28 protein-coding genes are annotated in these 25,575 nt (G+C 58.0%); 18 read left to right on the top strand and 10 right to left on the bottom strand.

What is annotated here, in order from left to right; all coding sequences use genetic code 11:
- Positions 1-281 precede the first annotated feature (281 nt).
- Positions 282-1,244: a malate dehydrogenase gene (gene mdh / locus ACR0C5_RS08295; protein ID WP_170772546.1), complete on the bottom strand. Its 963-nt coding sequence runs from the start codon at positions 1,242-1,244 to the stop codon at positions 282-284.
- Positions 1,245-1,402: 158 nt separating this feature from the next.
- Here mdh and ACR0C5_RS08290 point away from each other — a divergent pair, with 158 nt between their 5' ends.
- Positions 1,403-2,158, top strand: a complete 756-nt coding sequence (locus ACR0C5_RS08290; RefSeq protein ID WP_170772545.1) for a sulfite exporter TauE/SafE family protein — start codon at positions 1,403-1,405, stop codon at positions 2,156-2,158.
- On the opposite strand, the gene ACR0C5_RS08285 is transcribed toward ACR0C5_RS08290, so the two are convergent.
- On the bottom strand, positions 2,155-2,454 hold the full coding sequence (locus ACR0C5_RS08285; RefSeq protein ID WP_480875891.1) for a hypothetical protein: 300 nt from the start codon (positions 2,452-2,454) through the stop codon (positions 2,155-2,157). The two genes, ACR0C5_RS08290 and ACR0C5_RS08285, sit on opposite strands and share 4 nt — an antisense overlap.
- Positions 2,455-2,625: 171 nt before the next feature.
- Between ACR0C5_RS08285 and ACR0C5_RS08280 the strand changes: the two genes are divergently transcribed.
- The 8 genes from ACR0C5_RS08280 (at position 2,626) to sdhA (ending at position 8,786) form a co-directional block, all read left to right on the top strand.
- The gene (locus ACR0C5_RS08280; protein WP_480875889.1) at positions 2,626-3,483 is read left to right on the top strand and encodes an HpcH/HpaI aldolase/citrate lyase family protein; all 858 of its coding nucleotides are present in this window, start codon (positions 2,626-2,628) and stop codon (positions 3,481-3,483) included.
- A 6-nt stretch (positions 3,484-3,489) separates the two neighbouring features.
- On the top strand, positions 3,490-4,044 hold the full coding sequence (locus ACR0C5_RS08275; RefSeq protein WP_480875886.1) for an NnrU family protein: 555 nt from the start codon (positions 3,490-3,492) through the stop codon (positions 4,042-4,044).
- 10 nt (positions 4,045-4,054) lie between these two features.
- Positions 4,055-4,261 carry a DUF1737 domain-containing protein gene (locus tag ACR0C5_RS08270; RefSeq protein ID WP_170751789.1) on the top strand — a complete coding sequence of 69 codons (207 nt, stop codon included), beginning with the start codon at positions 4,055-4,057 and terminating at the stop codon, positions 4,259-4,261.
- Entirely contained in the window at positions 4,261-5,289 is a 1,029-nt protein-coding gene (locus ACR0C5_RS08265; RefSeq protein ID WP_170772539.1) for a MaoC family dehydratase, read from the top strand. The genes ACR0C5_RS08270 and ACR0C5_RS08265 overlap by 1 nt, the downstream gene beginning before the upstream one ends.
- A gap of 55 nt (positions 5,290-5,344) precedes the next feature.
- Positions 5,345-6,004 carry a DUF1194 domain-containing protein gene (locus ACR0C5_RS08260; RefSeq protein ID WP_170789731.1) on the top strand — a complete coding sequence of 220 codons (660 nt, stop codon included), beginning with the start codon at positions 5,345-5,347 and terminating at the stop codon, positions 6,002-6,004.
- 187 nt (positions 6,005-6,191) lie between these two features.
- On the top strand, positions 6,192-6,578 hold the full coding sequence (sdhC, locus tag ACR0C5_RS08255) for a succinate dehydrogenase, cytochrome b556 subunit (protein ID WP_170772535.1): 387 nt from the start codon (positions 6,192-6,194) through the stop codon (positions 6,576-6,578).
- Between the two features lie 12 nt (positions 6,579-6,590).
- Positions 6,591-6,962, top strand: coding sequence for a succinate dehydrogenase, hydrophobic membrane anchor protein (gene sdhD / locus ACR0C5_RS08250; RefSeq protein WP_170772533.1), 372 nt, complete (start codon positions 6,591-6,593; stop codon positions 6,960-6,962).
- A gap of 18 nt (positions 6,963-6,980) precedes the next feature.
- Positions 6,981-8,786, top strand: coding sequence for a succinate dehydrogenase flavoprotein subunit (sdhA, locus tag ACR0C5_RS08245; RefSeq protein WP_170772531.1), 1,806 nt, complete (start codon positions 6,981-6,983; stop codon positions 8,784-8,786).
- A gap of 62 nt (positions 8,787-8,848) precedes the next feature.
- On the opposite strand, the gene ACR0C5_RS08240 is transcribed toward sdhA, so the two are convergent.
- Positions 8,849-9,664: a glycosyltransferase gene (locus tag ACR0C5_RS08240; RefSeq protein ID WP_170772529.1), complete on the bottom strand. Its 816-nt coding sequence runs from the start codon at positions 9,662-9,664 to the stop codon at positions 8,849-8,851.
- Between the two features lie 412 nt (positions 9,665-10,076).
- On the opposite strand from ACR0C5_RS08240, the gene ACR0C5_RS08235 reads away from it, so the two are divergent.
- Positions 10,077-10,856, top strand: coding sequence for a succinate dehydrogenase iron-sulfur subunit (locus ACR0C5_RS08235; RefSeq protein WP_170772528.1), 780 nt, complete (start codon positions 10,077-10,079; stop codon positions 10,854-10,856).
- Positions 10,857-10,988: 132 nt separating this feature from the next.
- Positions 10,989-11,135, top strand: a complete 147-nt coding sequence (locus ACR0C5_RS08230; RefSeq protein WP_170784887.1) for a hypothetical protein — start codon at positions 10,989-10,991, stop codon at positions 11,133-11,135.
- 240 nt (positions 11,136-11,375) lie between these two features.
- Here ACR0C5_RS08230 and deoD read toward each other — a convergent pair whose 3' ends face one another.
- From deoD to ACR0C5_RS08215, 3 genes are all read right to left on the bottom strand, one after another.
- Entirely contained in the window at positions 11,376-12,086 is a 711-nt protein-coding gene (gene deoD, locus ACR0C5_RS08225; protein WP_480875880.1) for a purine-nucleoside phosphorylase, read from the bottom strand.
- A gap of 16 nt (positions 12,087-12,102) precedes the next feature.
- Positions 12,103-12,420 (bottom strand): H-NS histone family protein, encoded by a 318-nt coding sequence (locus ACR0C5_RS08220; RefSeq protein WP_480550464.1) that lies wholly within the window; start codon positions 12,418-12,420, stop codon positions 12,103-12,105.
- A gap of 127 nt (positions 12,421-12,547) precedes the next feature.
- Positions 12,548-14,533: a methylmalonyl-CoA mutase family protein gene (locus tag ACR0C5_RS08215; RefSeq protein ID WP_480876220.1), complete on the bottom strand. Its 1,986-nt coding sequence runs from the start codon at positions 14,531-14,533 to the stop codon at positions 12,548-12,550.
- Between the two features lie 123 nt (positions 14,534-14,656).
- On the opposite strand from ACR0C5_RS08215, the gene ACR0C5_RS08210 reads away from it, so the two are divergent.
- The 7 genes from ACR0C5_RS08210 (at position 14,657) to ACR0C5_RS08180 (ending at position 21,568) form a co-directional block, all read left to right on the top strand.
- Complete coding sequence (locus ACR0C5_RS08210; RefSeq protein WP_170772518.1) at positions 14,657-16,045, top strand: 1-acyl-sn-glycerol-3-phosphate acyltransferase; 1,389 nt, start codon at positions 14,657-14,659, stop codon at positions 16,043-16,045.
- 112 nt (positions 16,046-16,157) lie between these two features.
- Positions 16,158-17,444, top strand: coding sequence for a crotonyl-CoA carboxylase/reductase (gene ccrA, locus ACR0C5_RS08205; RefSeq protein ID WP_170772516.1), 1,287 nt, complete (start codon positions 16,158-16,160; stop codon positions 17,442-17,444).
- A 207-nt stretch (positions 17,445-17,651) separates the two neighbouring features.
- Complete coding sequence (locus tag ACR0C5_RS08200) at positions 17,652-17,870, top strand: hypothetical protein (protein WP_170784701.1); 219 nt, start codon at positions 17,652-17,654, stop codon at positions 17,868-17,870.
- Positions 17,809-18,528 carry a helix-turn-helix transcriptional regulator gene (locus ACR0C5_RS08195; protein WP_170789737.1) on the top strand — a complete coding sequence of 240 codons (720 nt, stop codon included), beginning with the start codon at positions 17,809-17,811 and terminating at the stop codon, positions 18,526-18,528. Before ACR0C5_RS08200 ends, ACR0C5_RS08195 begins: the two co-directional genes overlap by 62 nt.
- An 83-nt stretch (positions 18,529-18,611) precedes the next feature.
- Positions 18,612-19,250 (top strand): acyl-homoserine-lactone synthase, encoded by a 639-nt coding sequence (locus ACR0C5_RS08190; protein ID WP_480875874.1) that lies wholly within the window; start codon positions 18,612-18,614, stop codon positions 19,248-19,250.
- A 60-nt stretch (positions 19,251-19,310) separates the two neighbouring features.
- Positions 19,311-20,843 (top strand): ATP-dependent DNA helicase, encoded by a 1,533-nt coding sequence (locus tag ACR0C5_RS08185; protein ID WP_480875872.1) that lies wholly within the window; start codon positions 19,311-19,313, stop codon positions 20,841-20,843.
- Positions 20,840-21,568 carry an SDR family oxidoreductase gene (locus ACR0C5_RS08180; RefSeq protein ID WP_170772510.1) on the top strand — a complete coding sequence of 243 codons (729 nt, stop codon included), beginning with the start codon at positions 20,840-20,842 and terminating at the stop codon, positions 21,566-21,568. The genes ACR0C5_RS08185 and ACR0C5_RS08180 overlap by 4 nt, the downstream gene beginning before the upstream one ends.
- 1 nt (position 21,569) lies before the next feature.
- Here ACR0C5_RS08180 and ACR0C5_RS08175 read toward each other — a convergent pair whose 3' ends face one another.
- The 4 genes from ACR0C5_RS08175 to ACR0C5_RS08160 form a co-directional block, all read right to left on the bottom strand.
- Positions 21,570-22,337, bottom strand: coding sequence for a TIGR02186 family protein (locus ACR0C5_RS08175; RefSeq protein WP_170772508.1), 768 nt, complete (start codon positions 22,335-22,337; stop codon positions 21,570-21,572).
- 2 nt (positions 22,338-22,339) lie between these two features.
- Positions 22,340-23,260: a sulfite exporter TauE/SafE family protein gene (locus tag ACR0C5_RS08170; RefSeq protein WP_170772506.1), complete on the bottom strand. Its 921-nt coding sequence runs from the start codon at positions 23,258-23,260 to the stop codon at positions 22,340-22,342.
- 249 nt (positions 23,261-23,509) lie between these two features.
- A complete protein-coding gene (locus ACR0C5_RS08165) occupies positions 23,510-24,478 on the bottom strand; it encodes an ABC transporter permease (protein ID WP_170789742.1) in 969 nt (322 codons plus the stop codon).
- Complete coding sequence (locus ACR0C5_RS08160) at positions 24,478-25,572, bottom strand: ABC transporter permease (protein ID WP_170751759.1); 1,095 nt, start codon at positions 25,570-25,572, stop codon at positions 24,478-24,480. Before ACR0C5_RS08160 ends, ACR0C5_RS08165 begins: the two co-directional genes overlap by 1 nt.
- Between the last annotated feature and the right edge of the window lie 3 nt (positions 25,573-25,575).

The raw sequence follows: 25,575 nt of genomic DNA, 5'->3' as shown, positions 1-25,575 counted from the left end.
ATAGGGGTGTGTAGGGGACAAGTTTAAAGGCTTTTTTGATAGCAAAGCGGTATTTCACGAAGATTTTCACTATTTGTGATCACAGTATTTTCAGGTGTGATCACAAAAATAAACTGATGTGGAAAGTGATTCGAGCACGCCATCTTCGCGATAGGTAACGCATTCAGAAACCGGTATTTACTCTGTTTGCGCCAACATGTGCGACCGATATGCGACGACACGCGACCAAAAGAAAACCGGCCCAGAATTGGACCGGTTTCAATTTGGATTGGGTCCGCAGCTTACGCCAGAGAGTTGTCGATGCCCTTACATGCTTCGATCAGGCCTTTCACGGCGTTGACCGAGTTGTCAAAGCCAGCTTGCTCTTCTTCGTTGAGCTTGATGTTGACGATCCGTTCAATGCCGCCGGCACCGATCACGGTGGGAACGCCCACATACATGCCGTCAACACCCAGCTCGCCATTGCAAAAGGCGGCGCAAGGCAGAACGCGCTTCTGGTCTTTCAGATAAGCTTCGGCCATTTCGATAGCCGAGGTGGCCGGAGCGTAGAAGGCCGAACCAGTTTTCAGCAGGCCAACGATTTCGGCGCCTCCGTCACGGGTACGCTGAACGATGGCGTCCAATTTCTCCTGCGTGGTCCAGCCCATCTCGACCAGATCCGGCAAAGGAATACCGGCGACGGTTGAATAGCGCACCGACGGCACCATCGTGTCGCCGTGGCCGCCCAGCACAAATGCGGTCACATCGCGCATGGAGACGTTGAACTCTTCCGACAGGAAGTGAGCAAAACGGCCCGAGTCCAGAACGCCTGCCATACCGCAGACTTTGTTGTGGGGCAGGCCCGAGAATTCGCGCAGCGCCCAGACCATTGCGTCCAGCGGGTTGGTGATGCAGATGACGAACGCATCGGGCGCGTTGGCGGCGATGCCTTCACCCACGGATTTCATGACCTTCAGGTTGATGCCCAGCAGGTCGTCCCGGCTCATACCCGGTTTGCGTGGGACACCAGCCGTCACGATGCAGACGTCCGCGCCTGCGATGTCTTCGTAGGACTGGGTGCCCTTAAGCTTGGCGTCAAACCCTTCGGAGGGGCCGGATTCTGCGATGTCCAGCGCCTTGCCTTCGGGGGTGCCTTCGGCGATGTCGAACAGGACGACGTCACCCAGTTCTTTCATTGCAGCGAGGTGGGCGAGCGTGCCGCCGATCTGACCTGCGCCGATCAGCGCGATCTTGGGTCTGGCCATGTGGAATATCTCCGATGGATTTTGAAATCGCGGTTGTGCTAGTCGCTAAAGCGGCAATACGCAAGGGTTTCACGACGTGGCATACAACCGCATACCGTTGCTGGGTCGCTTTGGTTGCGCTAAACGGCCTTTGAGATACGCTTTTTCGGAACCGCCGCATGTTTGAGTTAAATTTTTTGTTTTTTGCGGTGGCGATCCCTGCGGTGATCTTTGCGGGCATTTCCAAGGGCGGGTTTGGGTCGGGCGTCGCCTTTGCTTCCTCGTCGATTCTGGCGCTGATCTTGACGCCGGGACAGGCGCTAGCGCTGATGTTGCCCATCCTGATGGTGATCGATGTTGCCACGTTGAAGCCTTATTGGAAGCGCTGGAGCTGGCCGGATTCGCGCCTGTTAATCCTTGGCGCTGTGCCCGGCATCGCGCTGGGCGCGTGGCTGTACCGCGTGACAGATGACGATTTGTTGCGCCTGCTGATCGGAGGGATCTCGGTTGGGTTCGTGATCTGGCATATGGCGCAAAGCAAGGGCTGGATTCGCGGATTTGCCAACCGGTTGCCGCCCTCGGCCGGGCTGTTTGCGGGGCTGGTGGCCGGGTTCACCAGCTTTGTCAGCCATGCTGGCGGCCCACCCGCCGCCGTCTACCTGCTGTCGCAGCGCCTGTCGAAGACCGAGTTTCAGGCCAGCACCGTGCTGGTCTTCTGGGTGATCAACGCGGCGAAATTTGTGCCCTTCGCCTATCTGGGCCTGTTCACCTGGCACACCGCGCTGGCGGATTTACTACTGACCCCTTTCGCCATTCTTGGCGCGTGGTTGGGCGTCCGGGCACATTTCATGATGTCCGAGCGCCTGTTCTTTGGCATCGCTTACGTCCTGCTGACCCTGACAGGCGGCAAACTGATCTGGGACGCGCTGACCTAGATGTTGGGCGGCAGCGCCTCGGCCATATCCTCATAGGACTGACCGGACGCGATCAGGCAGGTTACCCCGTCCGGCAGTGTGACAGTGATCGTCCAACTGCCGCTTGCGGCCGAGGCGTACACCTCCATCATCGCACCCTGACGCGCGATGCCGATAACCTGCCGGGTCTCGCCATAGGTTTCGGTTAGCCGTTTGACCACGTCTTCGCGCGGGGCGCAGGTTCGAGCCTGTACCTGCTGGGCGGCCAGAACCATGATTCCCAGCCCAATTGTCATCGTGAACAGCGTCTTCTTCATCCTTGCACCCTTTCGATTCCATCTGTCTTAAAGGGTGCGGGCCAGGCACCGAAATCCGGTTAAACCAACGCACGTTGCGTCGCGAATGCTGCGATGCGGCGATTTTGCTCTTGAACTTTCCGAAAAAAAATGCCCCATTCTGCGCAACTTTATTTCTTTTTGGAGAGGCCAATGGACCCCCGTCAGCGCCCCTATCGCTCTGTACTGTATATCCCCGGCTCGCGTGATCGGGCGCTGGACAAGGCACGCACCTTGCCGGTCGACGCGATCATCTTTGATCTGGAGGATGCAGTTGCAGCGGATGAAAAAGAGAACGCGCGTGAAACGCTCAAGGCTGCTCTGGCCGCAGGCGGGTACGGCGCGCGGGCCAAGATCGTGCGCATAAACGGGCTGGACACCGAATGGGGTCGCGCCGATGCCGAGGCCGTGCGGGACATGGATGCCGACGTGGTTTTGCTGCCTAAGGTGAACTCGGCCGCTGATGTAGACGCGCTGGCTGCGATCACCGGCGATATCCCGATCTGGGCGATGATGGAGACCCCGCGTGGGATGCTGAACGCGGCCGATATCGCCGCACATCCGCTGATGGCGGGTTTCGTGATGGGCACCAACGACTTGGCCAAGGAGTTGCAGACCCGGTTCCGCCCCGACCGCTTGCCGCTGATGACCTCGCTGGGCCTGTGCCTGTTGGCCGCCAAGGCCGAGGGGCTGATCATCGTGGATGGTGTCTACAATGCCTTTAAGGATGACGAAGGTCTGGCCGCAGAATGCACGCAAGGCCGCGATATGGGCTTTGACGGCAAGACGCTGATCCACCCCGCTCAGGTCGAGATCACGAACGCCGCCTATGCGCCCTCGGACAGCGAAATTGATCTGGCGCAACGTCAGATCGCGGCCTTTGAAGCGGTCGAAGCGCAGGGGCAGGGCGTTGCTGTCGTGGATGGCAAGATCGTTGAAAACCTGCACGTTGCAACCGCCCGCGAAATTCTGGCAAAAGCAGAGGCGATTTCAGCTTTGCAAGCGGGGTAAGCCAGCATGGGCTTTGTTCTTCTGATCTTTGGTGTGGCGATTTGGTGGGCCGCACATCTGTTCAAACGCGTCGCGCCCGCGCGGCGTGCAGCAATGGGTAATGGCGGCAAAGGCGCGGTGGCACTGGCGCTGGTGGCTTCGATCTTGCTGATGATCTTGGGCTATCGCATGACTGATTTCATCTATGTCTGGGCGCCGCCCACGTTCCTGATCCACGTCAACAACCTGCTGGTGCTGATTGCCATCTTCCTGATGAGCCCCGCACCCAAGAAAGGCCGCCTGCTGAACAAGCTGCGCCATCCGATGCTAGGCGGGTTCAAGCTGTGGGCCTTTGCGCATTTGCTGGTGAATGGCGATCTGGCCTCGATCATCCTGTTCGGCGGATTGCTGGCCTGGGCCGTGGTCGAAGTGATCGTGATCAACAAGTCCGAACCTGACTGGACCTCCGGCGAACCCGGGACTTACGGCAAAGACGCGATGTTCTTTGTGGCCTCGATCGTTCTGCTGGGTTTCATCGGCTATATCCATGGGCTGGTCGGCCCATCGCCGTTCGGATCGTGAGGGGAATAAGATGGCAAAACTCTATCGTCTGCTGACCGAAGAGGACACCTCGGCCTTTTGCCACAAAGTGTCCGACGCGCTGGCCAAAGGGTGGGAGCTGTATGGCGACCCGTCTTATGCCTTTGACGCCGCCAATAACGTGATGCGCTGTGCGCAGGCTGTAACCAAAGAGGTCGCGGCCGACTATTCACCCGATATGAAACTGGGACAACAATAATGGCAAAAACCAACTCGGGCCGCTTTTTCGAGGACTATTCCGTCGGGCAGGTGCTGCAGCATGCGGTGCCGCGCACCGTAACCGATGGTGAGCGCGCGATGTATCACGCGCTCTATCCAGCGCGTCATGCGCTGTATTCTTCGGATGAGTTTGCCCGAGCCTCTGGCCTGCCGCAAAGCCCGCTGGATGATCTGGCGGCCTTCCACGTGGTGTTCGGCAAGACAGTGCCGGATGTATCGCTGAATGCGGTGGCCAATCTGGGCTATGCCGAGGGGCGCTGGCTGAAGCCGGTCTATGCCGGTGACACGTTGCGGTCGGAATCCGAAGTGATTGGGATCAAGCAGAATTCGAACGGGAAGACCGGGGTGGTTTACGTACGCACCCGTGGCCTGAACCAGCGCGACGAGGCAGTCATGGAGTATGTCCGCTGGGTGATGGTGCGCAAATCAGACCTGTCCGCCCCCGCGCCCGAAGCGGTTGTGCCGCAGTTGAAAAAGGCGTTGGAGCCAAGTGATCTGGTCATTCCGCAGGGTTTGAATTTCTCGAACTACGATTTTGCCCAAGCCGGTGAGGCGCATCGCTGGGGCGACTATGAGATCGGCGAAAAGATCAACCACGTGGACGGTGTCACCATAGAAGAGGCCGAGCATATGCTCGCCACCCGCCTTTGGCAGAACACCGCCAAAGTGCATTTCGACCTGACCTTCCGCCCCGAGGGGCGACTGATCTATGGCGGGCACGTGATCTCGATGGCGCGGGCGTTGTCGTTCAATGGCCTGGCCAACGCGCAGATGATCGTGGGTCTGAACGGCGGTGCGCACGCCAACCCGTGTTTCGCGGGTGACACGATCAAGGCCTGGTCCGAGGTTCTGGACAAGGCCGAAACCGGTGTGCCGGGTGTAGGTGCCATCCGCCTGCGTTTGGTTGCTACGAAAGGCGGCGAACCATTTGAATTGAAAAATGAGGACGGCCGATACATGCCGGGCGTGCTTTTAGACCTCGATTATTGGGCGCTGATGCCAATCTGATCTGTGCGCACATTCATGTGATCGCAGCTCGGCACAATCGTGCTAGGCTGCGCGCATGTTGCTTCGATCCTTAGCTGCCTGCATTCTGCTTTCGCCGCCCGCCTGGGCGTGTGATTTGGCATTGGCGCTTGCGGTGGATGTCTCGGGTTCGGTCGATTCGTCGGAATACCGTATCCAGATGGACGGGCTGGCGGAAGGATTGCGGGATCCCATCGTCTCAGAAGCTTTGGTGCGCGGAAACGCGCGCCTGATGCTGGTTCAGTGGACCGGCGCGTCGCGGCAAAGAATAACCATCCCCTGGACCAAAATCGACAGTTTCGAAACCCTCGACCGGTTTGCTGATCAGGTGGGTGCTGATCCTCGGGTCTGGCGCAACTTCTCGACAGCTATCGGAGAAGCACTTGAGATGACTCTGGTGAATTTTGACGAGGTTGCCACCTGCAAGCGGCATTTGATCGACATCTCGGGTGATGGAATTTCCAATGAAGGGGTTGAGCCGACCGAAATTCACGAGACCCTGCGCCGCCGCGGCGTCACTGTGAATGCCATTGCCATCGAAGAAAGCGAACCCGACCTTACGGCATATTTCTTCGAAAACGTCATCGTGGGTGAAGGTGCCTTTGTGGTGTCGGCCGCCGGGTTCGAAGATTACCCCGAGCGCATCCGCAAAAAACTGCTGCGCGAGGTGACGCAGCAAACCGCTGGATTGGAATAGATTCGAGGCTCGGGCGCTAACATTCCAAGCGCGTGATTAATTTTGTGATCACGTCATTATTTTGCGTGATCACAACTTGCCGATATCTGCCATATTGCGTCAATTTGCGGCTTTTTTGCATGTGCAGCACGTGACAGTGTCGCAAAAACCAGTAAAACGTTCGGTAGCCAACCGAAAAGGAGCCGCCATGGCCGATGTTAATCGGGGCAATCGCCCGCTTTCTCCGCATCTGTCGATCTATCGTCCGCAATTGACCTCGGTCACATCCATCCTGACACGCATCACCGGGAACGCCATGATCGTGGCTGCTTTGCTGATCGTCTGGTGGTTTCTGGCCGCTGCGACCTCGCCCGAGGCATTCGAGCGCGCGAACTGGTGGCTGACGTCGGTTTTGGGCGATCTGGTCATGGCGCTGTCTTTGTGGGGGCTGTGGTATCACACGCTGGCCGGTATTCGGCATCTGATTTGGGACAACGCGATGGGCCTGGATATTCCCACTGCTACTAAATTGGGTTGGGCTGTAGTTGGCGGATCGGTTGTCCTGACCCTTCTGACCCTGATTATCGTTGCTTAAAGGAGGCCAACCATGCGTTATTTGACAGACCGCAAACGCGCAACTGGCCTGGGATCGGCCAAAGCGGGCACAGCCCATTTCTGGCGGATGAAGGTCAGCTCGGTGGCTTTGCTGATCCTTGTTCCGCTGTTCATCTTCACCTTTGGTCCCGTGTTGGGGCAGCCCTACGATGTGGTCTTGGACTATTATTCGCGCCCGTTCCCGGCGATTGTTGCGGCGCTGACATTGGTGATCGGTATGAAACACTTCGCCGAAGGCGCACAGGTGATGCTTGAGGATTATGCCCACGGCACGACCGAGAAGGTCCTGATCATCCTGACAACCTGCCTGTCCTATGGCGCGGCTGCGGCGGGCCTGTTCGCCATCGCCCGCATTGCCCTCTAATTCCCGGAGCTGAAAGAAATGGCTGCATACGAATACGAAACGCATGAATATGACGTGGTCGTTGTCGGCGCCGGTGGGGCGGGTCTGCGGGCCACCCTGGGCATGGCCGAACAAGGGCTGCGCACCGCCTGCGTGACCAAGGTTTTCCCGACCCGCTCGCACACGGTTGCGGCGCAGGGTGGCATCGCAGCATCACTGTCGAACATGGGGCCGGACCATTGGCAGTGGCACATGTATGACACCGTCAAAGGCTCTGACTGGTTGGGCGATACTGACGCGATGGAATACTTGGCGCGTGAGGCCCCCAAGGCAGTATACGAGCTGGAACATTATGGTGTGCCGTTCAGCCGGACCGAAGAAGGCAAGATCTATCAGCGTCCCTTCGGCGGCCACACCACTGAATTCGGCGAAGGACCCGCAGTACAGCGTACCTGTGCGGCTGCTGACCGGACCGGCCACGCGATCCTGCATACACTGTACGGGCAATCGCTGAAGAACAACGCCGAGTTCTACATCGAATATTTCGCCATCGACTTGATCATGTCCGAGGACGGGCAGTGTCAGGGCGTCGTCTGCTGGAAGCTGGACGACGGTACGATGCATGTCTTCAACGCCAAGATGGTTGTACTGGCGACCGGCGGCTATGGGCGCGCCTATTTCAGCGCCACATCGGCCCATACCTGCACCGGTGACGGCGGTGGCATGGTCGCCCGCGCGGGCCTGGCCCTGCAGGATATGGAATTCGTGCAGTTCCACCCGACCGGTATCTACGGCTCGGGCTGCCTGATCACCGAAGGTGCTCGGGGCGAGGGCGGATACCTGACCAACTCGGAAGGTGAGCGGTTCATGGAGCGTTATGCGCCCCAGTATAAAGACCTTGCGCCCCGTGACTATGTCAGCCGGTCGATGACCATGGAAATCCGCGAAGGGCGCGGAGTGGGTGGAGAAGGGGATCACATCCACCTGAACCTGTCGCACCTGCCTGCCGAGGCACTGGCAGAACGCCTGCCGGGCATCTCAGAGTCGGCCAAGATTTTCGCCGGTGTCGACGTGACCAAGGAACCGATTCCGGTTCTGCCAACGGTTCACTACAACATGGGTGGCATTCCAACGAACTACTGGGGTGAGGTTCTGAACCCCACTGCCGATAACCCAACCGCCGTGGTTCCCGGTCTGATGGCTGTCGGCGAGGCCGGATGTGCCTCGGTTCATGGGGCAAACCGCTTGGGCTCGAACTCTTTGATCGACCTTGTGGTCTTTGGCCGCGCGGCCGCGATCCGGGCCGGTAAGGTTGTAGATGCCGAGGCTGCGAATCCGGTACTGAATCAGGCGTCGGTCGATAAGGCGTTTGACCGGTTCGATGCGGCACGCAACGCCAATGGTTCGATCCCGACCGCTGACTTGCGACTTGAGATGCAGAAAACCATGCAGGCTGACGCGGCAGTATTCCGTACCGCCAAGACCATGGCTGAAGGCGTCGAAAAGATGACGGCCATTGCAGCCAAGATGGACGATCTGAAAGTCACCGACCGCTCGCTGGTCTGGAACAGCGACCTGATGGAGACGCTGGAACTGGGCAACCTGATGCCGAGCGCATTGGCGACGATCGTCGGAGCCGAAGCGCGTAAGGAATCTCGTGGTGCCCACGCCCATGAGGACTTTGCCGAGCGCGATGATGAGAACTGGCGCGTTCACACCGTTAGCCGGGTCGAGGGCAACAAGGTCGAGCTCAGCTATCGCCCTGTGATTGCGGACCCGCTGACGACCGAAGCCGAAGGCGGCATCAGCTTAAAGAAAATCGCCCCGAAGGCGCGGACCTTCTGATCGGTTGATCTGTCAAAGCCATCCCGAATTGGGGTGGCTTTTTTGTTTGGCGCGTGTGCGGATCAAACAAGTTCTGACAACGCATTCTTTAACAATCCCGAGACACGCATCGGATCGCGTTGGACGGCGAATTCGAAACAGGCAAGCCGTTTCTCATTCAGTTCCGCGTCAGACATCTCCATCATACGCATCATCATACGGATCAACCCGCGGGGGTTTTGCGCAGGGTAAAGCAGATCGTGGCAGGTTTCGGGTGTGGTTTGTTTATGCGCCTCGATATCGGGTCCGACTATTGGCAAGCCGAAGGTTTGCGCCAACATCGCCGTGCCCGAGGTGAAGGTGGTTGTCGATGGTAGCACATAGACGTGGGCCTGCGAAAACAGCTGGGGTATTTCGCTGTCGGGTATGCGATCGGCAATGACCGAAACATTGGCGATGCCATCCAGCCGACGCGCCAATCGGCGGCCCTTTCGAAATACACGCCCGGCGATCGAGACGTGAAACGCGTGCCCTCGATTGGTGAGTTTACGGGCCGCGAGGTGAAGCCGGTCCAACTCACGATTGCCGCGCATGGCGCCGAAGGTCAGAAACCGCGTGATCTGGCGGGGTGCGAGGGGACGGGCCATTGAGACTTCGGCATCTTCATAAACTCCCAGATAGCTGGGATGCGGGATCAGGCGCAGTTTTTCAGACTCGGCCCCGTATTCGGATATCATATAGGCCCATGCATGAGGCGTGTGCACGTGGATCAAATCCGCCATTTTCGTCAGGGCACGGCGGTTTTCGGAAAATAGGTCGTTGGCGTCACCATGGCTGTGGGCCTGTTGGTTGTGGATGGTCCAGATCAAGCGGCCACCGTTTTGCTTGAACCGGTCCAAGTGCGCGCGCGCCTGCTGGAATTTAAGCGCATCATCCTCGCCTGATTCTCGAAACAGCCTATCATCCCAATGTAGGTGGAGAATCCTGTTTTCTTCCTGAAAATCAGGGTGTGCAAATTCTGAAAACTCCACGTTCTTAGATGTGGTCAGATTGAATTCCGGCCCGCAGGCGGAATACATCATTTTCTGATACGGGTTCTTTGTCCCGAAAGGAATATTTGCGACGTTTGTCGGCATTTTTCGGGTTTGCACCTGCTGGAATTCCAAGCCATTTCACTTCTTGCACGTTTCCCGCGCAAAATCAGTTTGTAAAGGCGAAAATGCCTAATTTTATTGACTGTTTTCAAGGCGAAAAGGTTGGCTTTCCGCCTCTCAAAGTGTATCAACAGGCAGGAATTTAGCGAGGTCGGAAATGGTACAACTCACCCTGCCAAAGAATTCCCGGATCACCACCGGTAAAACCTGGCCCAAGCCGGATGGCGCGACCAATGTGCGAAAGTTTCAGATCTATCGCTGGAACCCGGATGATGGTCAGAACCCTCGGGTGGATACCTATTTCGTCGATATGGACAGCTGCGGCCCGATGGTTTTGGACGCGCTGATCAAGATCAAGAATGAGATTGATCCGACGCTGACCTTCCGCCGGTCCTGCCGCGAAGGTATTTGCGGATCCTGCGCGATGAATATCGACGGGATCAACACGCTGGCCTGTATCTATGGCATGGATGAGATCAAGGGCGACGTGAAGATTTACCCGCTGCCCCATATGCCCGTGGTCAAGGACCTGATCCCTGATCTGACGCATTTCTATGCTCAGCATGCCAGCATCATGCCGTGGCTGGAAACCAAGACCAACCGCCCGGCGAAGGAATGGAAGCAGTCCATCGAAGATCGCAAAAAACTGGATGGCCTGTATGAATGCGTGATGTGCGCAAGCTGCTCGACCTCGTGCCCCAGCTACTGGTGGAATGGTGACCGTTATCTTGGACCCGCCGCGTTGCTGCACGCATATCGCTGGATCATCGACAGCCGCGATGAGGCAACGGGTGAGCGCTTGGATGAGTTGGAAGATCCGTTCAAGCTGTATCGTTGCCACACGATCATGAACTGTGCCAAGACCTGCCCCAAGGGTCTGAACCCGGCCAAAGCGATTGCCGAAATCAAAAAGATGATGGTCGAACGCGCGGTTTGACCCGCGCTGCCATGCTTTGCCGCCTTGCGGTAAGCGCATGGCAAGATTGCAAAATCATGCACTGCGAAGGGTGCTGATCGGGCTTATAGTCTGGTCAGGGAGGAGTGATTGAACCAATTAGGGATCGCTCCGATGGAAAAAAAACCCTCAGAAAAACAAGCCGCTGCGGCAAAAGCACTGGAGTTGCTGGATCAGGCGTGGGCCTACTACATGCCCGAGCCGAACTCGACCCAAGAGCAGCATGAACCAGAGTTATTTGAATACGCAAACGCGGCTTGATCCGCCGATCGGAATGGGCGATGGAAGGCCATGCCCATTCTGTTGCTTTTGCTTGCTGCCGGAGTCTTCGCCTATCTGTTCTGGCGATCCCGCACAACGACTCTGACGCGTGATTGCCGTTGGCGTCAGCACCGCAAAGAAGGGATTTGGACTTGCGCTTTTTGCGGCGCGCGGCAGGAGGGCGAGACCTCTCCTACCGCATGCTTCAAAGGACGAGAGTGACGGTAGGTCCGTCTGGATTCAGGTCTCAGGAAACGCGGCCTGCAAGGCAATTTCGACCATGTCGCCAAAGCTGCTTTCCCGCTCGGACGAAGGGAGCGCCTCACCGGTCAACAAGTGATCAGAAACCGTCAGCACCGCCAGCGCGCGGCATTTATGGCGCGCGGCCAGAATATAAAGCTCGGCGGCTTCCATCTCGACGCCCAGAATGCCGTGGCGCACCATCTGTTCGTTCAGATCGGGCCGTTCGTCATAGAACACGTCCGACGAATAGATGCCGCCCACATGGGTCGGCGTGCCTTTGGCAGCCGCAACCTGCGCCGCTGCTTGCAACAGGCCCCAATCGGCACAGGGGGCAAAATTCAGCTCTTTCATGATGCCCCGCGAAGGCGTGCTGAGTGTGGTCGACGTCATCGCCAAAATCACGTCGCGGATATTGACGCTGTCCTGCATTCCGCCGCACGAACCGATGCGGATCAGAGTTTTTGCGTCGTAGTCACGGATCAATTCGTTCACGTAGATCGACAGTGAGGGCATGCCCATGCCGCTGCCCTGAATCGTAACCGGGTTACCTTTCCACGTGCCGGTGAAACCCAACATGCCGCGCACATTGTTGACCTGTTTTGCGTCGTCTAAAAAGGTCTCGGCGGCCCATTTTGCCCGATAGGGATCGCCGGGCAACAATACCGTTTCTGCGATTTCGCCTTTTTCAGCGCCAATATGAATTGTCATGTCAGGTCAATTCCAATCAGATTTCCAAATCAGCCATATTGGCGCCGGAATTCAGCGCATCATGCACCCATTGCGGTTTTCGGCCGCGCCCGGACCAGGTTTGATCGGGCGAAGAAGGATTGCGATATTTCGCTTTGGATTTGGCTTGTTTTCCAGTCACAGAACCGCCATCTGACAATTCAGCCAGCGAAAACCCGTATTCCGCCGCTGCTTTTTCAGCAGCTTTCAGAGCTTCTTGCCGCTCTCTTTTATCTGCTTTTTTCAACGCCTTATCAACATTTTCGCGCAGAGCGATCAGCTCTTTGCGCGACATGTTTTCCAGATTGGTTCCCATCTGATTTCCCTTGTATTCGAATCGAATTCCGGATGGTGTCAAAGCCAAACCGGAATTCCAATGACAGGCATTATCTATCCCTTTTCTCAAGGAATAGAAATTGAGAATCCAGAAAGAAACAGAACTGTTATTGCGCCGCCAGATTTTGCGGATCGACCAGAGTCACGATGTCACCCATAATCGCATTCAGTTCGAAATTTTTGGGTGTGTAGATTTCGGAAACACCCATCGCTTTCAATTTCTCGGCGTCGTCATCCGGGATGATGCCGCCTACGATCACAGGCACGTCCAATCCGGCCGCGTTCAGGCGCGTCATGACGTCCTCGACCAGCGGAATATGGCTGCCCGACAGGATTGATAGACCGATCACATGTGCCTTGTCTTCGATAGCGGCGTTGACGATTTCCTCGGGCGTCAGGCGGATGCCTTCATAGCTGATGTCCATGCCGCAATCGCGCGCGCGGAAGGCGATCTGTTCTGCGCCGTTGGAATGGCCGTCCAGCCCCGGCTTGCCGACCAGGAATTTCAGACGACGCCCCAGCTTGTCGCTGACCGCATCCACAGCGGCGCGCAATTCGTCCAGCCCTTCGGTTTTGTTCGAGACCGACCCTGACACACCAGTGGGTCCGCGGTAGGTGCCGTAGACCTTGCGCATCTCTTCGGCCCATTCACCAGTGGTGACGCCCGCCTTGGCGGCTGCGATCGAAGGCTCCATGACATTGGCACCGGTCTGCGCCGCTTCGCGCAAAGCCGCGAGCGCTGCGGAGACTGCGGCGTCGTCACGCTCGGACCGCCACTCGTTCAGGCGGTTGATCTGTTCCTGCTCGACAGCCGGATCAACTACCATGATGCCGCCATCTTCGGTTTGCAGCGGCGAGGGCTCGCCCTCGGTCCATTTGTTCACGCCGACCACGACGGTCTCATTTCGTTCGATCCGGTTCAAGCGTTCGGCATTTGAATCCACCAAGCGGGATTTCATGTATTCGATCGAGGCGACCGCACCGCCCATCGAATCCAGGTTGGCAAGTTCTGCGCGTGCACCTTCCTTTAGGTCTTCAACCTTGGCATCGACAGCAGGGTTGCCGTCGAACAAGTCGCCATATTCCAGCAGGTCGGTCTCATAGGCCAGAATCTGTTGCATCCGCATGGACCATTGCTGATCCCAGGGGCGCGGCAGGCCCAACGCCTCGTTCCACGCAGGCAGCTGAACTGCGCGGGCGCGGGCTCTCTTCGACAGGGTCACGGCCAACATCTCGATCAGGATGCGATAGACGTTGTTTTCCGGCTGTTGCTCGGTCAGGCCAAGCGAGTTCACCTGCACGCCATAGCGGAAGCGGCGGAATTTGGGGTCTTCTACATCGTAACGGTCTTTCAGAATCTCATCCCAAAGATCCACAAAGGCCCGCATCTTGCACATCTCGGTCACGAAACGGATGCCCGCGTTCACAAAGAACGATATCCGACCACAGAGCGCGGGGAAATCTTCGGACGGTACGCGCGGGCGCAGCTCGTCCAGAACAGCGATTGCTGTTGCCAACGCATAGGCCAGTTCCTGTTCGGGTGTCGCGCCAGCCTCTTGCAGGTGGTAGGAACACACGTTCATGGGGTTCCATTTCGGCACGTTGGTATAGCAGTACTCGGCCACATCCGCGATCATCTTCAGCGACGGTTTCGGCGGGCACACATAGGTGCCGCGGCTCAGGTATTCCTTGATCAGATCGTTCTGAACCGTGCCCTGCAACTTGGACACATCCGCGCCTTGTTCTTCGGCCACGGCGATATACAGCGCCAGCAACCATGGTGCGGTCGCGTTGATGGTCATCGAGGTATTCATCTGTTCCAACGGAATCTGGTCGAACAGTACCCGCATGTCGCCCAAGTGACTGATCGGTACGCCGACCTTGCCGACTTCGCCGCGCGCCAAAGTGTGGTCGCTGTCATACCCTGTCTGAGTCGGCAGATCGAAAGCGACCGAAAGGCCGGTCTGACCTTTGGCCAGATTGCCGCGATACAGCGCGTTTGACGCCTTGGCGGTGGAATGACCGGCATAGGTTCGGATGAGCCAGGGGCGATCTTTCTGCATCTGCGTCATAGCGGGGCCTCGTGTCTTTATTGGGCAATAAAATTACTCACGAAGCCTCTAAAGCGCAATTTTTGGGATATGTCAATTCGCTGCGTTGCGGCATATGTGGTTCTTGTGATTGTAGGACGCAACGTTTGCTGTCAGGGTGCGCGCATGACTGAGACCGTGGAGCTTCCGCTTTGGCTGTTTTTGCTGATCCTGGTATTTGCCGCGGTCACATTTGCTTCGCATTTCCTGTTCCCTTCGGTGCGGTGGTTCTTTCGCCGTCGCCTTGAACGCGCAGTCAAACGTCTGAACACTCGCCTGCAACGCCCGATCCAACCGTTCAAGTTGGCCGAGCGGCACGACATGATCCAACGTCTGATCTATGATCCGCAGGTGGGGCAGGCTGTGCAAGACCACGCCCGCGAAACCGGGGTGCCCGAGGCGGTGGCCTTCGAAATGGCCCGCCGCTATGCGCGTGAAATCGTGCCCTCCTTTTCAGCCGTAGCCTATTTCAGCATCGCCATAAGGTTGGCGCGGATGCTGAGTAATGCGTTTTATGACGTGCGGCTCAGCTATCAGGATGAAGAGGCAATCAAGACTATCGACCCGGATGCGACCGTTGTGTTCGTGATGAACCACCGCAGCAACATGGATTACGTGCTGGTCACATATCTGGCCGCGCAACATTCAGCGCTGTCTTACGCGGTGGGGGAATGGGCACGAGTTTGGCCACTCAGCCGCTTGATCCGGGCCATGGGGGCCTACTTTATCCGGCGCAGATCGGGCAGTGATCTGTACCGGCAGGTACTGGCCTGTTACGTGCGACACGCGACCGAAGCGGGAGTGACGCAGGCCATGTTCCCTGAAGGGGGGCTTAGTCTGACCGGGGCCTTGGGGCGCCCCAAGCTTGGTCTGTTGAAATACATACTGGACGGGACCAAGCCGGGCGGCAAGGACGTGGTGTTTGTTCCTGTTGCGCTGAATTATGACCGGGTGCTTGAGGACACGATCCTGACCAAGGCCGCACTTGGGAGTGAGAGGCGGTTTCGGGCTCGGATCGGAGTGATCACCGGGTGGATTCTGAAGCAGATCGGCCGCCGCCTGATCGGGCGCTATACGCGCTTTGGTCTGGCGTCGGTGCGCTATGGCCGGCCCATTTCGTTGCAGGACTTCCGGGCCGAACATGAACAAGACGTCATGACTGACCTCGCCCGTGCTTTGATGGGACGTATCAAGGATGCAATCCCGTTGGTACCGCTGCCTGCGATCTGCAAGCTGATCCAAGACCGAACCGAGTTGCTGGAGGATGATGTGCGCAGCCTTGTCGCGCAGGCCATGCGACGTGACGGAACTTTGACCGACCCGAGTGAGGCTGCAATCACCCAAGCTTTGGATCAGCTTGTCCAAAGGCGGATTCTGAGACAAGTGGACGGGAAAATATCCCAATCTGGTCAAAGGGTTGACTTGCTGGAGTATTATGCGGCCTCGGTTCCGGGCGATGTGGAGTTCGGAGATGCTGCGCTCGCAAAGGGAATTTCTGCATCCGCTGGGTCATAAAATTACAAAAAAGATACAAAATTGGTTGCAATATTTCCCGTGGCCCAATATTTCATCTGGTAAGGCCTGCGATTCTGCATCGCGGCAAACATTGAGATGGAAGGAGGCCAACATGGCTTTGGACACCGAAAGCGGTATCGCGACCTACGACGCGCCGGAAAAAGACCTCTATGAAATGGGTGAGATCCCTCCGATGGGGTTTGTGCCCAAGAAGATGTACGCGTGGGCAATCCGCAAGGAGCGCCATGGCGAGCCGGACACGGCCATGCAGCTGGAAGTGGTCGATGTGCCCAAGCTGGACAGCCACGAGGTGCTGGTTCTGGTGATGGCGGCAGGTGTGAATTATAACGGCGTTTGGGCGTCGTTGGGCAAACCGATCAGCCCGTTTGACGGTCACGGTCAACCGTTCCATATCGCGGGTTCGGATGCTTCGGGCATCGTCTGGGCCGTGGGCGACAAAGTGCGCCGCTGGAAAGTGGGTGATGAGGTCGTGATCCATTGCAATCAGGATGACGGCGACGACGAAGCCTGCAATGGCGGCGATCCGATGTACTCCGACAGCCAGCGTATCTGGGGCTATGAGACACCGGACGGGTCTTTTGCCCAGTTCACCAATGTCCAAGCGCAGCAGTTGATGCCGCGCCCGAAGCACCTGACCTGGGAAGAAAGCGCCTGCTATACGCTGACACTGGCCACCGCATACCGGATGCTTTTTGGTCACGAGCCGCATGACCTGAAACCCGGTCAGAACGTTTTGGTTTGGGGCGCTTCGGGTGGTCTGGGGTCTTATGCGATCCAGCTGATAAATACGGCGGGCGCAAATGCGATCGGTGTGATCTCGGATGAAAGCAAGCGTGATTTCGTGATGGGTCTGGGCGCAAAGGGCGTTCTGAACCGTAAAGATTTCAACTGCTGGGGTCAGCTGCCTACCGTCAACACGCCGGAATATGCCGAGTGGTTCAAAGAGGCCCGCAAATTCGGCAAGGCCATTTGGGACATCACCGGTAAGGGTGTGAATGTCGACATGGTGTTCGAACACCCCGGCGAAAGCACCTTCCCTGTCTCGACCTTCGTTGTGAAAAAGGGCGGTATGGTCGTGATCTGCGCCGGAACAACCGGCTATAACCTGACCTTCGACGTGCGTTACATGTGGATGCACCAGAAGCGCCTGCAAGGTTCGCACTTCGCGCACCTGAAACAGGCGTCCGCTGCGAACCAGTTGATGGTCGAACGTCGTCTGGACCCTTGCATGTCTGAAGTCTTTGCGTGGAACGAGCTGCCCGAAGCCCACATGAAAATGATGCGCAACGAACATAAACCGGGCAACATGTCGGTTCTGGTTCAGGCACCGCGCACTGGCATGCGGACTCTGGAAGAGGTTCTGGACGCACGCGGATAACCGACCTGCTCTATCAGAAATCGCGCCCGCGAATCGTTAGTCAGGTTCGCGGGCGCGCTGCGTTTTATGCGCAGGTGATCCTTTTCAACGACTTGCAGAACCCAGCCCCGCTATTTTTGGGGAGTAGAAACCAGTGAATAGCCTAAAAAACACTGCACATGTTATGGTTGTGTTAACCCTTCGTTAACCGTTTCGGAGCGACTCTAGATGGCGAAAAATGAGTGGATACTGGACGTTTTGTCGGATCTCAACGCCTTTGCGGTTGAGAACGGTTTGACCGCCCTTGCCGAGCAGTTGGATGACACCAAGCTGATCGCAGCGGCCGAGATTGCGTCCTTGAAGGATGAGGCTCGGACGCCCGCGAATGGGAACAGATCTGGATATGGCTCAGGTCCTGGAGGACTTGGAAAACACCAGCACGCTTGATGAATTGGGTGCGGTCGCCCTTGGATTACGCGACCGATTGCACATCGAGCATCTGATCTATCATTGGGTCGACGGGGCCGGGGACCAGTACGGGTATACGACCTATCCCGACGCCTGGGCCGAAAGATATCTCGAGCGGAATTACCACCGTATTGACCCCGTCATCCTGGGATGCTTTCAGCGCTTTCATCCTGTGGATTGGAAATCTCTGGACTGGTCCGGCAAGGTGGCGAAGAATTTCCTACAGGACGCGTTGGAGCACGGGGTAGGCAACCAGGGCTATTCGATCCCGATCCGGGGCCCGAACGGCCAGTTTGCGCTCTTCACCGTAAACCACACCTGCGACGATGCCAGTTGGAAAGCTTTCATCGATACCCATGGGCGTGAGCTGATCCTGATTGCGCATTATTTCAATCGAAAGGCGCTGGAGTTTGAACGCGACCGTCAACCGGATGCGCCGCGCGGGCTGTCCCCACGCGAGGTGGATGCCATGACCCTTCTGGCGCTGGGCTATAGCCGAGCGCAAGTGGCGCATTCCTTGTCAATCTCTGAACACACGCTGCGTGTTTATATCGAAAGCGCCCGCGCCAAGCTTGGGGCGCAGAATACCACCCACGCGATCGCAACGGCGCTCAGTCGGGGATTAATAGTCGTTTAACGACCGCGCGCCCCTCGAACCGGAAATTAACCACGACTTTGTACCCCCTTCGTTCCTGCACAGGACGACAAGGGGAAAAAGTCATGCTGCGCTATTTGTTTGCCGACGAACTTCACAAGTTTCCGGATCTCGCCGACGGAATGTTCCGCGACCGGGCCGATCAATTCAAAACCCGGCTGGGTTGGGACGTGCGTATAAACGAAAAGGGGGAAGAGAGGGATCAGTATGACGATCTGAACCCGCTCTACGTTATCTGGGAAGAAGAGGATGGTAGTCACGGCGGGTCCATGCGTGTGTTGCCTACCACTGGGCGCGTTATGTTGAACGAAGTATTCGGGCATCTGACTGGGGGTGAACCGATCAACAGCCCCCTGATCTGGGAGGTGACACGCTTTTGCCTGTCCCGAACGGCCAGCCCACATACCGCCGGTGCCATTATGCTAAGCGGGGGTGAAATCATGGAAGGGTTCGGCCTGACTCATATCGCGGGTGTGTTTGATGCGCGCATGATTCGGATTTACCGGCTGATAGGGTCGTCTCCGGTCGTTCTTGGCTCGGAAGGGAAGGGGCGTGATCAGATTTCCGTCGGGTTGTGGCCTTATTCTTCCGACGATTGCAACCGTGTGGCCGAGCGTGCCGGTATCCCGCGTGAACTGTCGCGCCTTTGGTTCAAGACCGCGTTTGGCACCGGTCGGCAGCATCGGTTTGCTCTGTCGGCATAAGCTGTTGAAAACCGGAAACCGCATCTGGTGATAGCGGGCGCGGCCTTGTAGGGTCGCGCCATGTCTACGCCCTTAGTGACCTTCTCGGACGACCAAGCCGCTGCCTATGACAACATCGCCGAGATGTTGAGGTCGGCGGGCGTTGATCTGGATGACGATGCCCTTCTGAAACTGCCGGGCAATGGCAAATCCGGTGTGATGGCGGTGATCGGAAAGGCTGGGTCGGGCAAGACGCTGCTGTTGGCCGAGCTTTACAAGGCGCTGGCTGAAACTGGCGTTCAGATCGTCTCGGGCGATTTTGAAAGCCGCAAGGCGCGGGACAAACGCAGCCTTGCTATTCTAGCGCCCACCAACAAGGCGGCCAGTGTGTTGCGGTTGCGCGGCGTTCCTGCGACCACGATCCACCGTATTCTCTACACGCCGGTCTATGACCCAGAATATGAGCGGATTGCCGAGTGGCTGGCCGGAAACGACGAACGCCCCGAAATCGAAGGGTTGACGGACGAGGCATTGGACCGTGCCGCCGCGTTTTATGAAAACAACAAATCCATTCCGGGTGCTTTGGCTGCTGCTGGGCTGCGCGGGTCGGATTTCATTACTGGCTGGAAACGTCGGGAAGAACCTTTGGATATCGGGTTCGTAGACGAAGCCTCGATGTTGGACGACCGGCAGTTCGAGGACCTGCAGGAGATTTTCCCGACACTGTTGCTGTTTGGCGATCCGGCGCAGTTGGCTCCGGTCAATCAATCGGGCAGCATGGTGTTTGACGGTCTGCCCGAGCCGCGAAAACAAATCCTGCATCGCGTGCATCGTCAGACGGCAGACAACCCCATTCTGGATCTGGCCCATGCGCTGGCGGACCCTGCCATGGGGTTTGAAGATTTCGAGCGTCTGGTTGAACAAACGGCCCGGCAGGATGACCGCGTTCTGTGGGGGCAGCGGGTCGAGGTTGATCTGATGGCCCGCAGCCCGGTTCTGGTGTGGCGCAATGCGACCCGCATTCGTTTGATTCAGGCATTTCGACATGTGCATGGCGCTCCGGACACTGAATTGCTGGAAGGTGAGCCATTGATCTGCGACGGGATCGAACTGCCCTTGAAGCATCGAAAGAAGCGCCTGGACCTTGAGGCGCGCGGGCTGATCAAAGGGGCGCAGGTTGTTTATCTGGGACCGGGTCGCAAGCCGGGTTTTTCGCGCCTGCATGTCATGGGGGCCGAAGACCCGCAGGTCAGCGCGGCCTCGATCGTCAAAATCGAAATGCCGGATGAGGAAGAGCCGTTCATCCCCTATGCCGCCCGCATGGGCGCGACTTTTCTGCATGGGGCGGCCGTGACCATCCACAAGGCGCAGGGCTCGCAATGGGACACGGTGCAGGTCTTTGCACCCGATATCTACGCGGCTGCTCGGATGGGCCGAACCGAAGCGGGGCAGCCCCTTTGGAAACGTCTGGCCTATGTGGCCATCACGCGTGCGCAGGAACGGTTGATTTGGGTAGTGCGGAACCGTTTGGCCAAGCCGACCTATCCCTTGCGCGTGGATGACCTGCGGGCGGTCCCGGCGGCCTCGCTGACATTGGAGGCGGAAGAGACATGAAGACGATCATCGTAACCGGCGCAAGCTCGGGCATAGGGCGCGCCACAGCCGAGCTGTTTCTGAACACCGGCTGGATCGTCGGCCTGTTGGCTCGTAGCGCCGATAAGCTGGATGAAATCGCCCAGCGGCACCCCAAGGCGATCGCGCTGGCGGCAGATGTGACCGATCCGGTCGCCGTCGCACGGGCCTTTCGGACGTTTTCCAACCGGGCGGACAGGCTGGATGCCTTGTTCAACAACGCGGGCATCTTTGCGCCCGGCGGTACGATTGATGAGATCGCGCTGGAAGACTGGTATCAAAGCGTCAACGTGAACTTGAACGGCATGTTCCTGTGCGCGCGCGAAGCCTTTCGGATCATGCGACACCAGTCGCCGCAAGGTGGTCGGATCATCAACAACGGATCGATTGCCGCTTATGTCCCGCGGACGAATTCGGTGCATTATTCGGCGACCAAACACGCGATCACGGGGCTGACACGCAGCCTGTCGTTGGATGGGCGTGATTTTGGCATCGCCTGCGGTCAGATTGATATCGGCAACGCGCGAACGCAGATGGTGCAAGGGCTTGTGGACAGTGCCCTTGCTGCAGGGCAGCAGCCGGACCCCACGATGGATGTTGAGGATGCAGCCCGGTCCGTGCTGCACATGGCGTCTTTGCCGCCCGAAGCGAATGTGCAGTTTATGACGGTGATGGCCACCACGATGCCCTATATCGGGCGCGGCTAGATCAGTTCTCGCGCAGCAGGCGGAAGGCCGTGGATGCCCCCCAACCGGCAGCAATGGCGATGACCAGCGACATCAGCCCGTACCACACAGGTTGTTGGCGGGACATGTTGTAGAGGAACCGCTCTAGCCCAACCTTGCGCACGTCAATCGTTGTCTCGAACTCAGAGATCACTTCGCGACCTCGGGTCAGGAAAATACGCGCGGCATAGTCGCCTTCGGTCAAATCGGCGGGCATGGCGATCGAGGTTCTGAACAGGGTCTGCTCATCCACCGCCACGGTGTTTTCGCGGATCGAATAAAGGCCCTCATCCTCGCGAATACGCACTACGGCATCCGCAAAATCCTGCGCGCCCTTGATGTGCATCGCGGCTCCGACCGAGCGGATGGCTCGTTCGATCGAGACGCGGTATCTCAGATCCTCGGTATCCGACAGGATTTCCTTCAGCGGCCCGCTTGTGGCCACGGCGTAAAAGCTGGGGGCGAGGTCGACCAGAACGCTGTCAGTGTTGACCCAGATGCCCAGCTTACGCTCTTTCCGCCGGACAGTTACGGGGCTGGACGGCCCGGCCACGGCGACGATCACCTCAAGCGGAGGCCCGTCCGGGATCGGTGTTTCGCGTTTGACGGCACCAAAAATCAGGATCTCGGACCCGTCGAAGGTTGCAGTGATTGCTACGCGGTCTTGGCTGAGGCCAAGCACTACGGATTCTTCTTCGGCCAAAGCCGGAGTGGTGCAGAGGGCAAGTAACAGGATCAGCCGTTTCAGCATGATCAATGCCCCCCTTCCGCGCCAAGCGAATACAGCTCGGACGGTTCCAGTAGCAGGTCCAGCGCCAGTTTACCGCACACCACCAAAACCAGCGCGGCCAGCAGAACCCGAAGCTGCTCAGCCGGCATACGCGCGCCAATCACGGTCCCGATCTGCGCCCCGACAACACCGCCCACTAGCAGTAGGACAGCCAGCACGATATCGACCGTGTAGTTCGTGGTTGCGTGCAACATCGTGGTGAAGGCCGTGACGAAGATGATTTGGAACAGCGAGGTCCCAACAACCACCTTTGTCGGCATTCCCAGCAGATAGATCATCGCGGGCACCATGATGAACCCGCCGCCCACGCCCATGATGGCGGACAAAACGCCCACGCACAGGCCGACCAGAACCGGCGGAATAACCGAGATATAAAGGCCGGACGTGCGAAAGCGCATCTTGAACGGCATCGCGTGGACCCAGCCGCGCTGACGGCGCGCTGCGGGCGCGGCCCCGCCTTTTTTAGACTTGCGCAGCGCATTCAGGCTTTCGATAAACATCAGGCTGCCGACTACGCCCAGAAATACGACGTAGCACAGTGTGACCAGCAGATCGACCTGACCGAGGCTTTTGAGGTAGTTGAATACCACCACCCCAAGGGCCGCGCCCATTAAGCCCCCCGTCAGCAAAACAGTCCCCATCTTGAGGTCGACGGTCTTTCGTCTGAAATGAGCCAACACCCCGGAAAAGGACGAGGCGACGATCTGGTTTGCTTCGGTCGCCACGGCGACAGCTGGGGGGATGCCTATGAAGAACAGCAGCGGCGTCATTAGAAACCCGCCACCGACACCGAACATGCCGGATAGAATCCCGACCATGCCCCCGAGTCCCAGCAGCAGAAAGGCGTTGACGGAAACTTCGGCAATGGGAAGGTAAATCTGCATGATAAACTAGTACTTGAGGCCAGATGCGCCGTTCAACGCCGCAAAGCTCGTTTCAACAGAAAATGACGGAAGCCGGGTGGGACCCGCTAAGGCAATCCGCAGAAAACCGGCCACAGTGGGCTTTTTTCCAAGGACAGCTATCACAGGAAACACTCGCATACCTCTTTAGAGCGGGTGCTGCATGTAAAATCAACTCTACATGCCGCTCTGCAGCAAAAAGGACTGAAAGGAATCCTGAAACTGGACCTATCAGCGCTCTTTCACGTAGGGTTCGCCACCCGCGCGGGGAGGTACAGCCTTGCCGACGAACCCGGCCAGAATGACCACGGTCAGGATATAAGGCAGCGCGTCCATGACCTGTACAGGGATGATGACACCGCCAAGGTCGATATTCTGGAACCGCAGCGCAATTGCCTGAAGCAGGCCGAATAGCAGGCAGGCGCCCATCGCGTGCCAGGGCCGCCACTTGGCAAAGATCAGCGCGGCTAGTGCGATGAACCCGCGACCGGCGGTCATTTCTTTGACGAAGCCGGCTTGCAGGGCGGTCGCCAGATAGGCGCCCGCGATCCCACACAGAACACCGCAAATGGCCACGGCAGCAAAGCGCAGTCCCACGACCGAGACCCCGGCCGTATCAACGGCGGCCGGGTTTTCGCCCACGGCCCGCAAACGCAGGCCAAAACGGGTGCGGTACAGAATCCACCACGTCAGCGGCACCATCAGGAAAGCGACGTAGACGAGGATCGAGTGCCCTGAAAGTAACTCGGAATATATAGGCCCAATGATAGGCACACTGCTCAACGCGTCGGCAAAGGGGAAGTTGATCGGCTCGAACCGGCCCCCGCCGAAAAGGGACGGGGTTCGCCCGCCCTGCTGGAACCAACTTTGTGCGACCAGAACGGTCATCCCCGAGGCTAGGAAGTTGATCGCCACGCCCGAGATCAGCTGATTGCCCCGGAACGTGATCGAAGCAACGCCATGCAGGGCCGACAGGATCAGTGAAGCCCCGATCCCAGCCAGAAGGCCCAGCCAGACCGAGCCGGTCACAGCAGCCACGGCGGCCGAGAAGAAGGCGGACATGAGCATCTTGCCCTCAAGCCCGATGTCAAAGATGCCCGCGCGTTCCGAATAGAGCCCCGCCAGACAGGCCAGCAGCAGCGGCGTTGCCAGTCGAATTGTCGAATCGAGGACTTGGATAAGAGTTACGAAGGCCTCCATCACTGCGCTCCTTTCCGCAGGCTCAGGAACAGCTTTTCAAGCGGCATCCGTACCATGTTGTCCAACGCTCCGGTGAACAAGATCACAAGGGCCTGAATGACCACGATCAGTTCGCGCGGGATCGATGTCCACAGCGCAAGTTCTGCGCCACCCTGATAAAGGAACCCGAACAAGATCGCCGCAAGGAACACCCCGAACGGGTGAGACCGCCCCATCAGCGCCACGGCGATTCCAATAAAGCCAGCGCCCTCGGTCGAGTTCAGGACCAGACGTTCCGCCTCGCCCATGACGTTGTTGATGGCCATCATTCCGGCCAATCCGCCCGAGATCAGCATGGCGATAATGGTTATGCGCACCGGGGAAATCCCGGCATAGACGGCCCCGGTTTCCGAATGGCCATAGGCGCGGATTTCATAACCCAGCCGCGTGCGCCAGATCAGCGCCCAGACCGCGACACAGGCCAGCAAGGCCACAAAGAACGAGATATTCGCGGGCGCGCCCCGGAACAGAGCATTCTCGGCGGTTGAGAACATGGACTGGAAGGTTGGCAGATGCACCGTTTCGGGGAAACGTGCGGTTGCCGGGTCTTGCGAGCCCTGCGGGCGCATCACGTTGACCAGCATATAGTTCAGGAAAGCTGCCGCGATGAAGTTGAACATGATCGTGGTGATTACGATGTGGCTGCCGCGCTTGGCTTGCAGGTAGGCGGGGATTGCCGCCCACATGGCACCGAACAGGGCGGATCCGACACAGGCGGCCAGCAGGGCAATACTCCAGTGTGGCCAGTCAATGTAGAGGCACACCATGGCGACGCCCAAACCGCCCAGCATGGCCTGACCTTCACCGCCGATGTTGAACAGACGCGCGTGAAATGCCACGGCTACGGCCAAACCGGTGAACATGAAGTTGGTCGCGTAATATAGCGTATAGCCCCAGCCATAGGTCGACCCCAGCGCGCCGGTGACCATCAGGTTCACGGCCTCGATAGGGTTTTCACCTATGGCGAGGATCACCAGCGCCGAGAGGATTGCGGCCAGTACCAGACTGATCAGCGGGATCAGAACGACATCGGCCCATTTGGGCATTTTATCCATGCT

Source organism: Ruegeria sp. N8, assembly GCF_056531325.1.
This window is presented reverse-complemented; position numbering and strand designations above follow the sequence as displayed.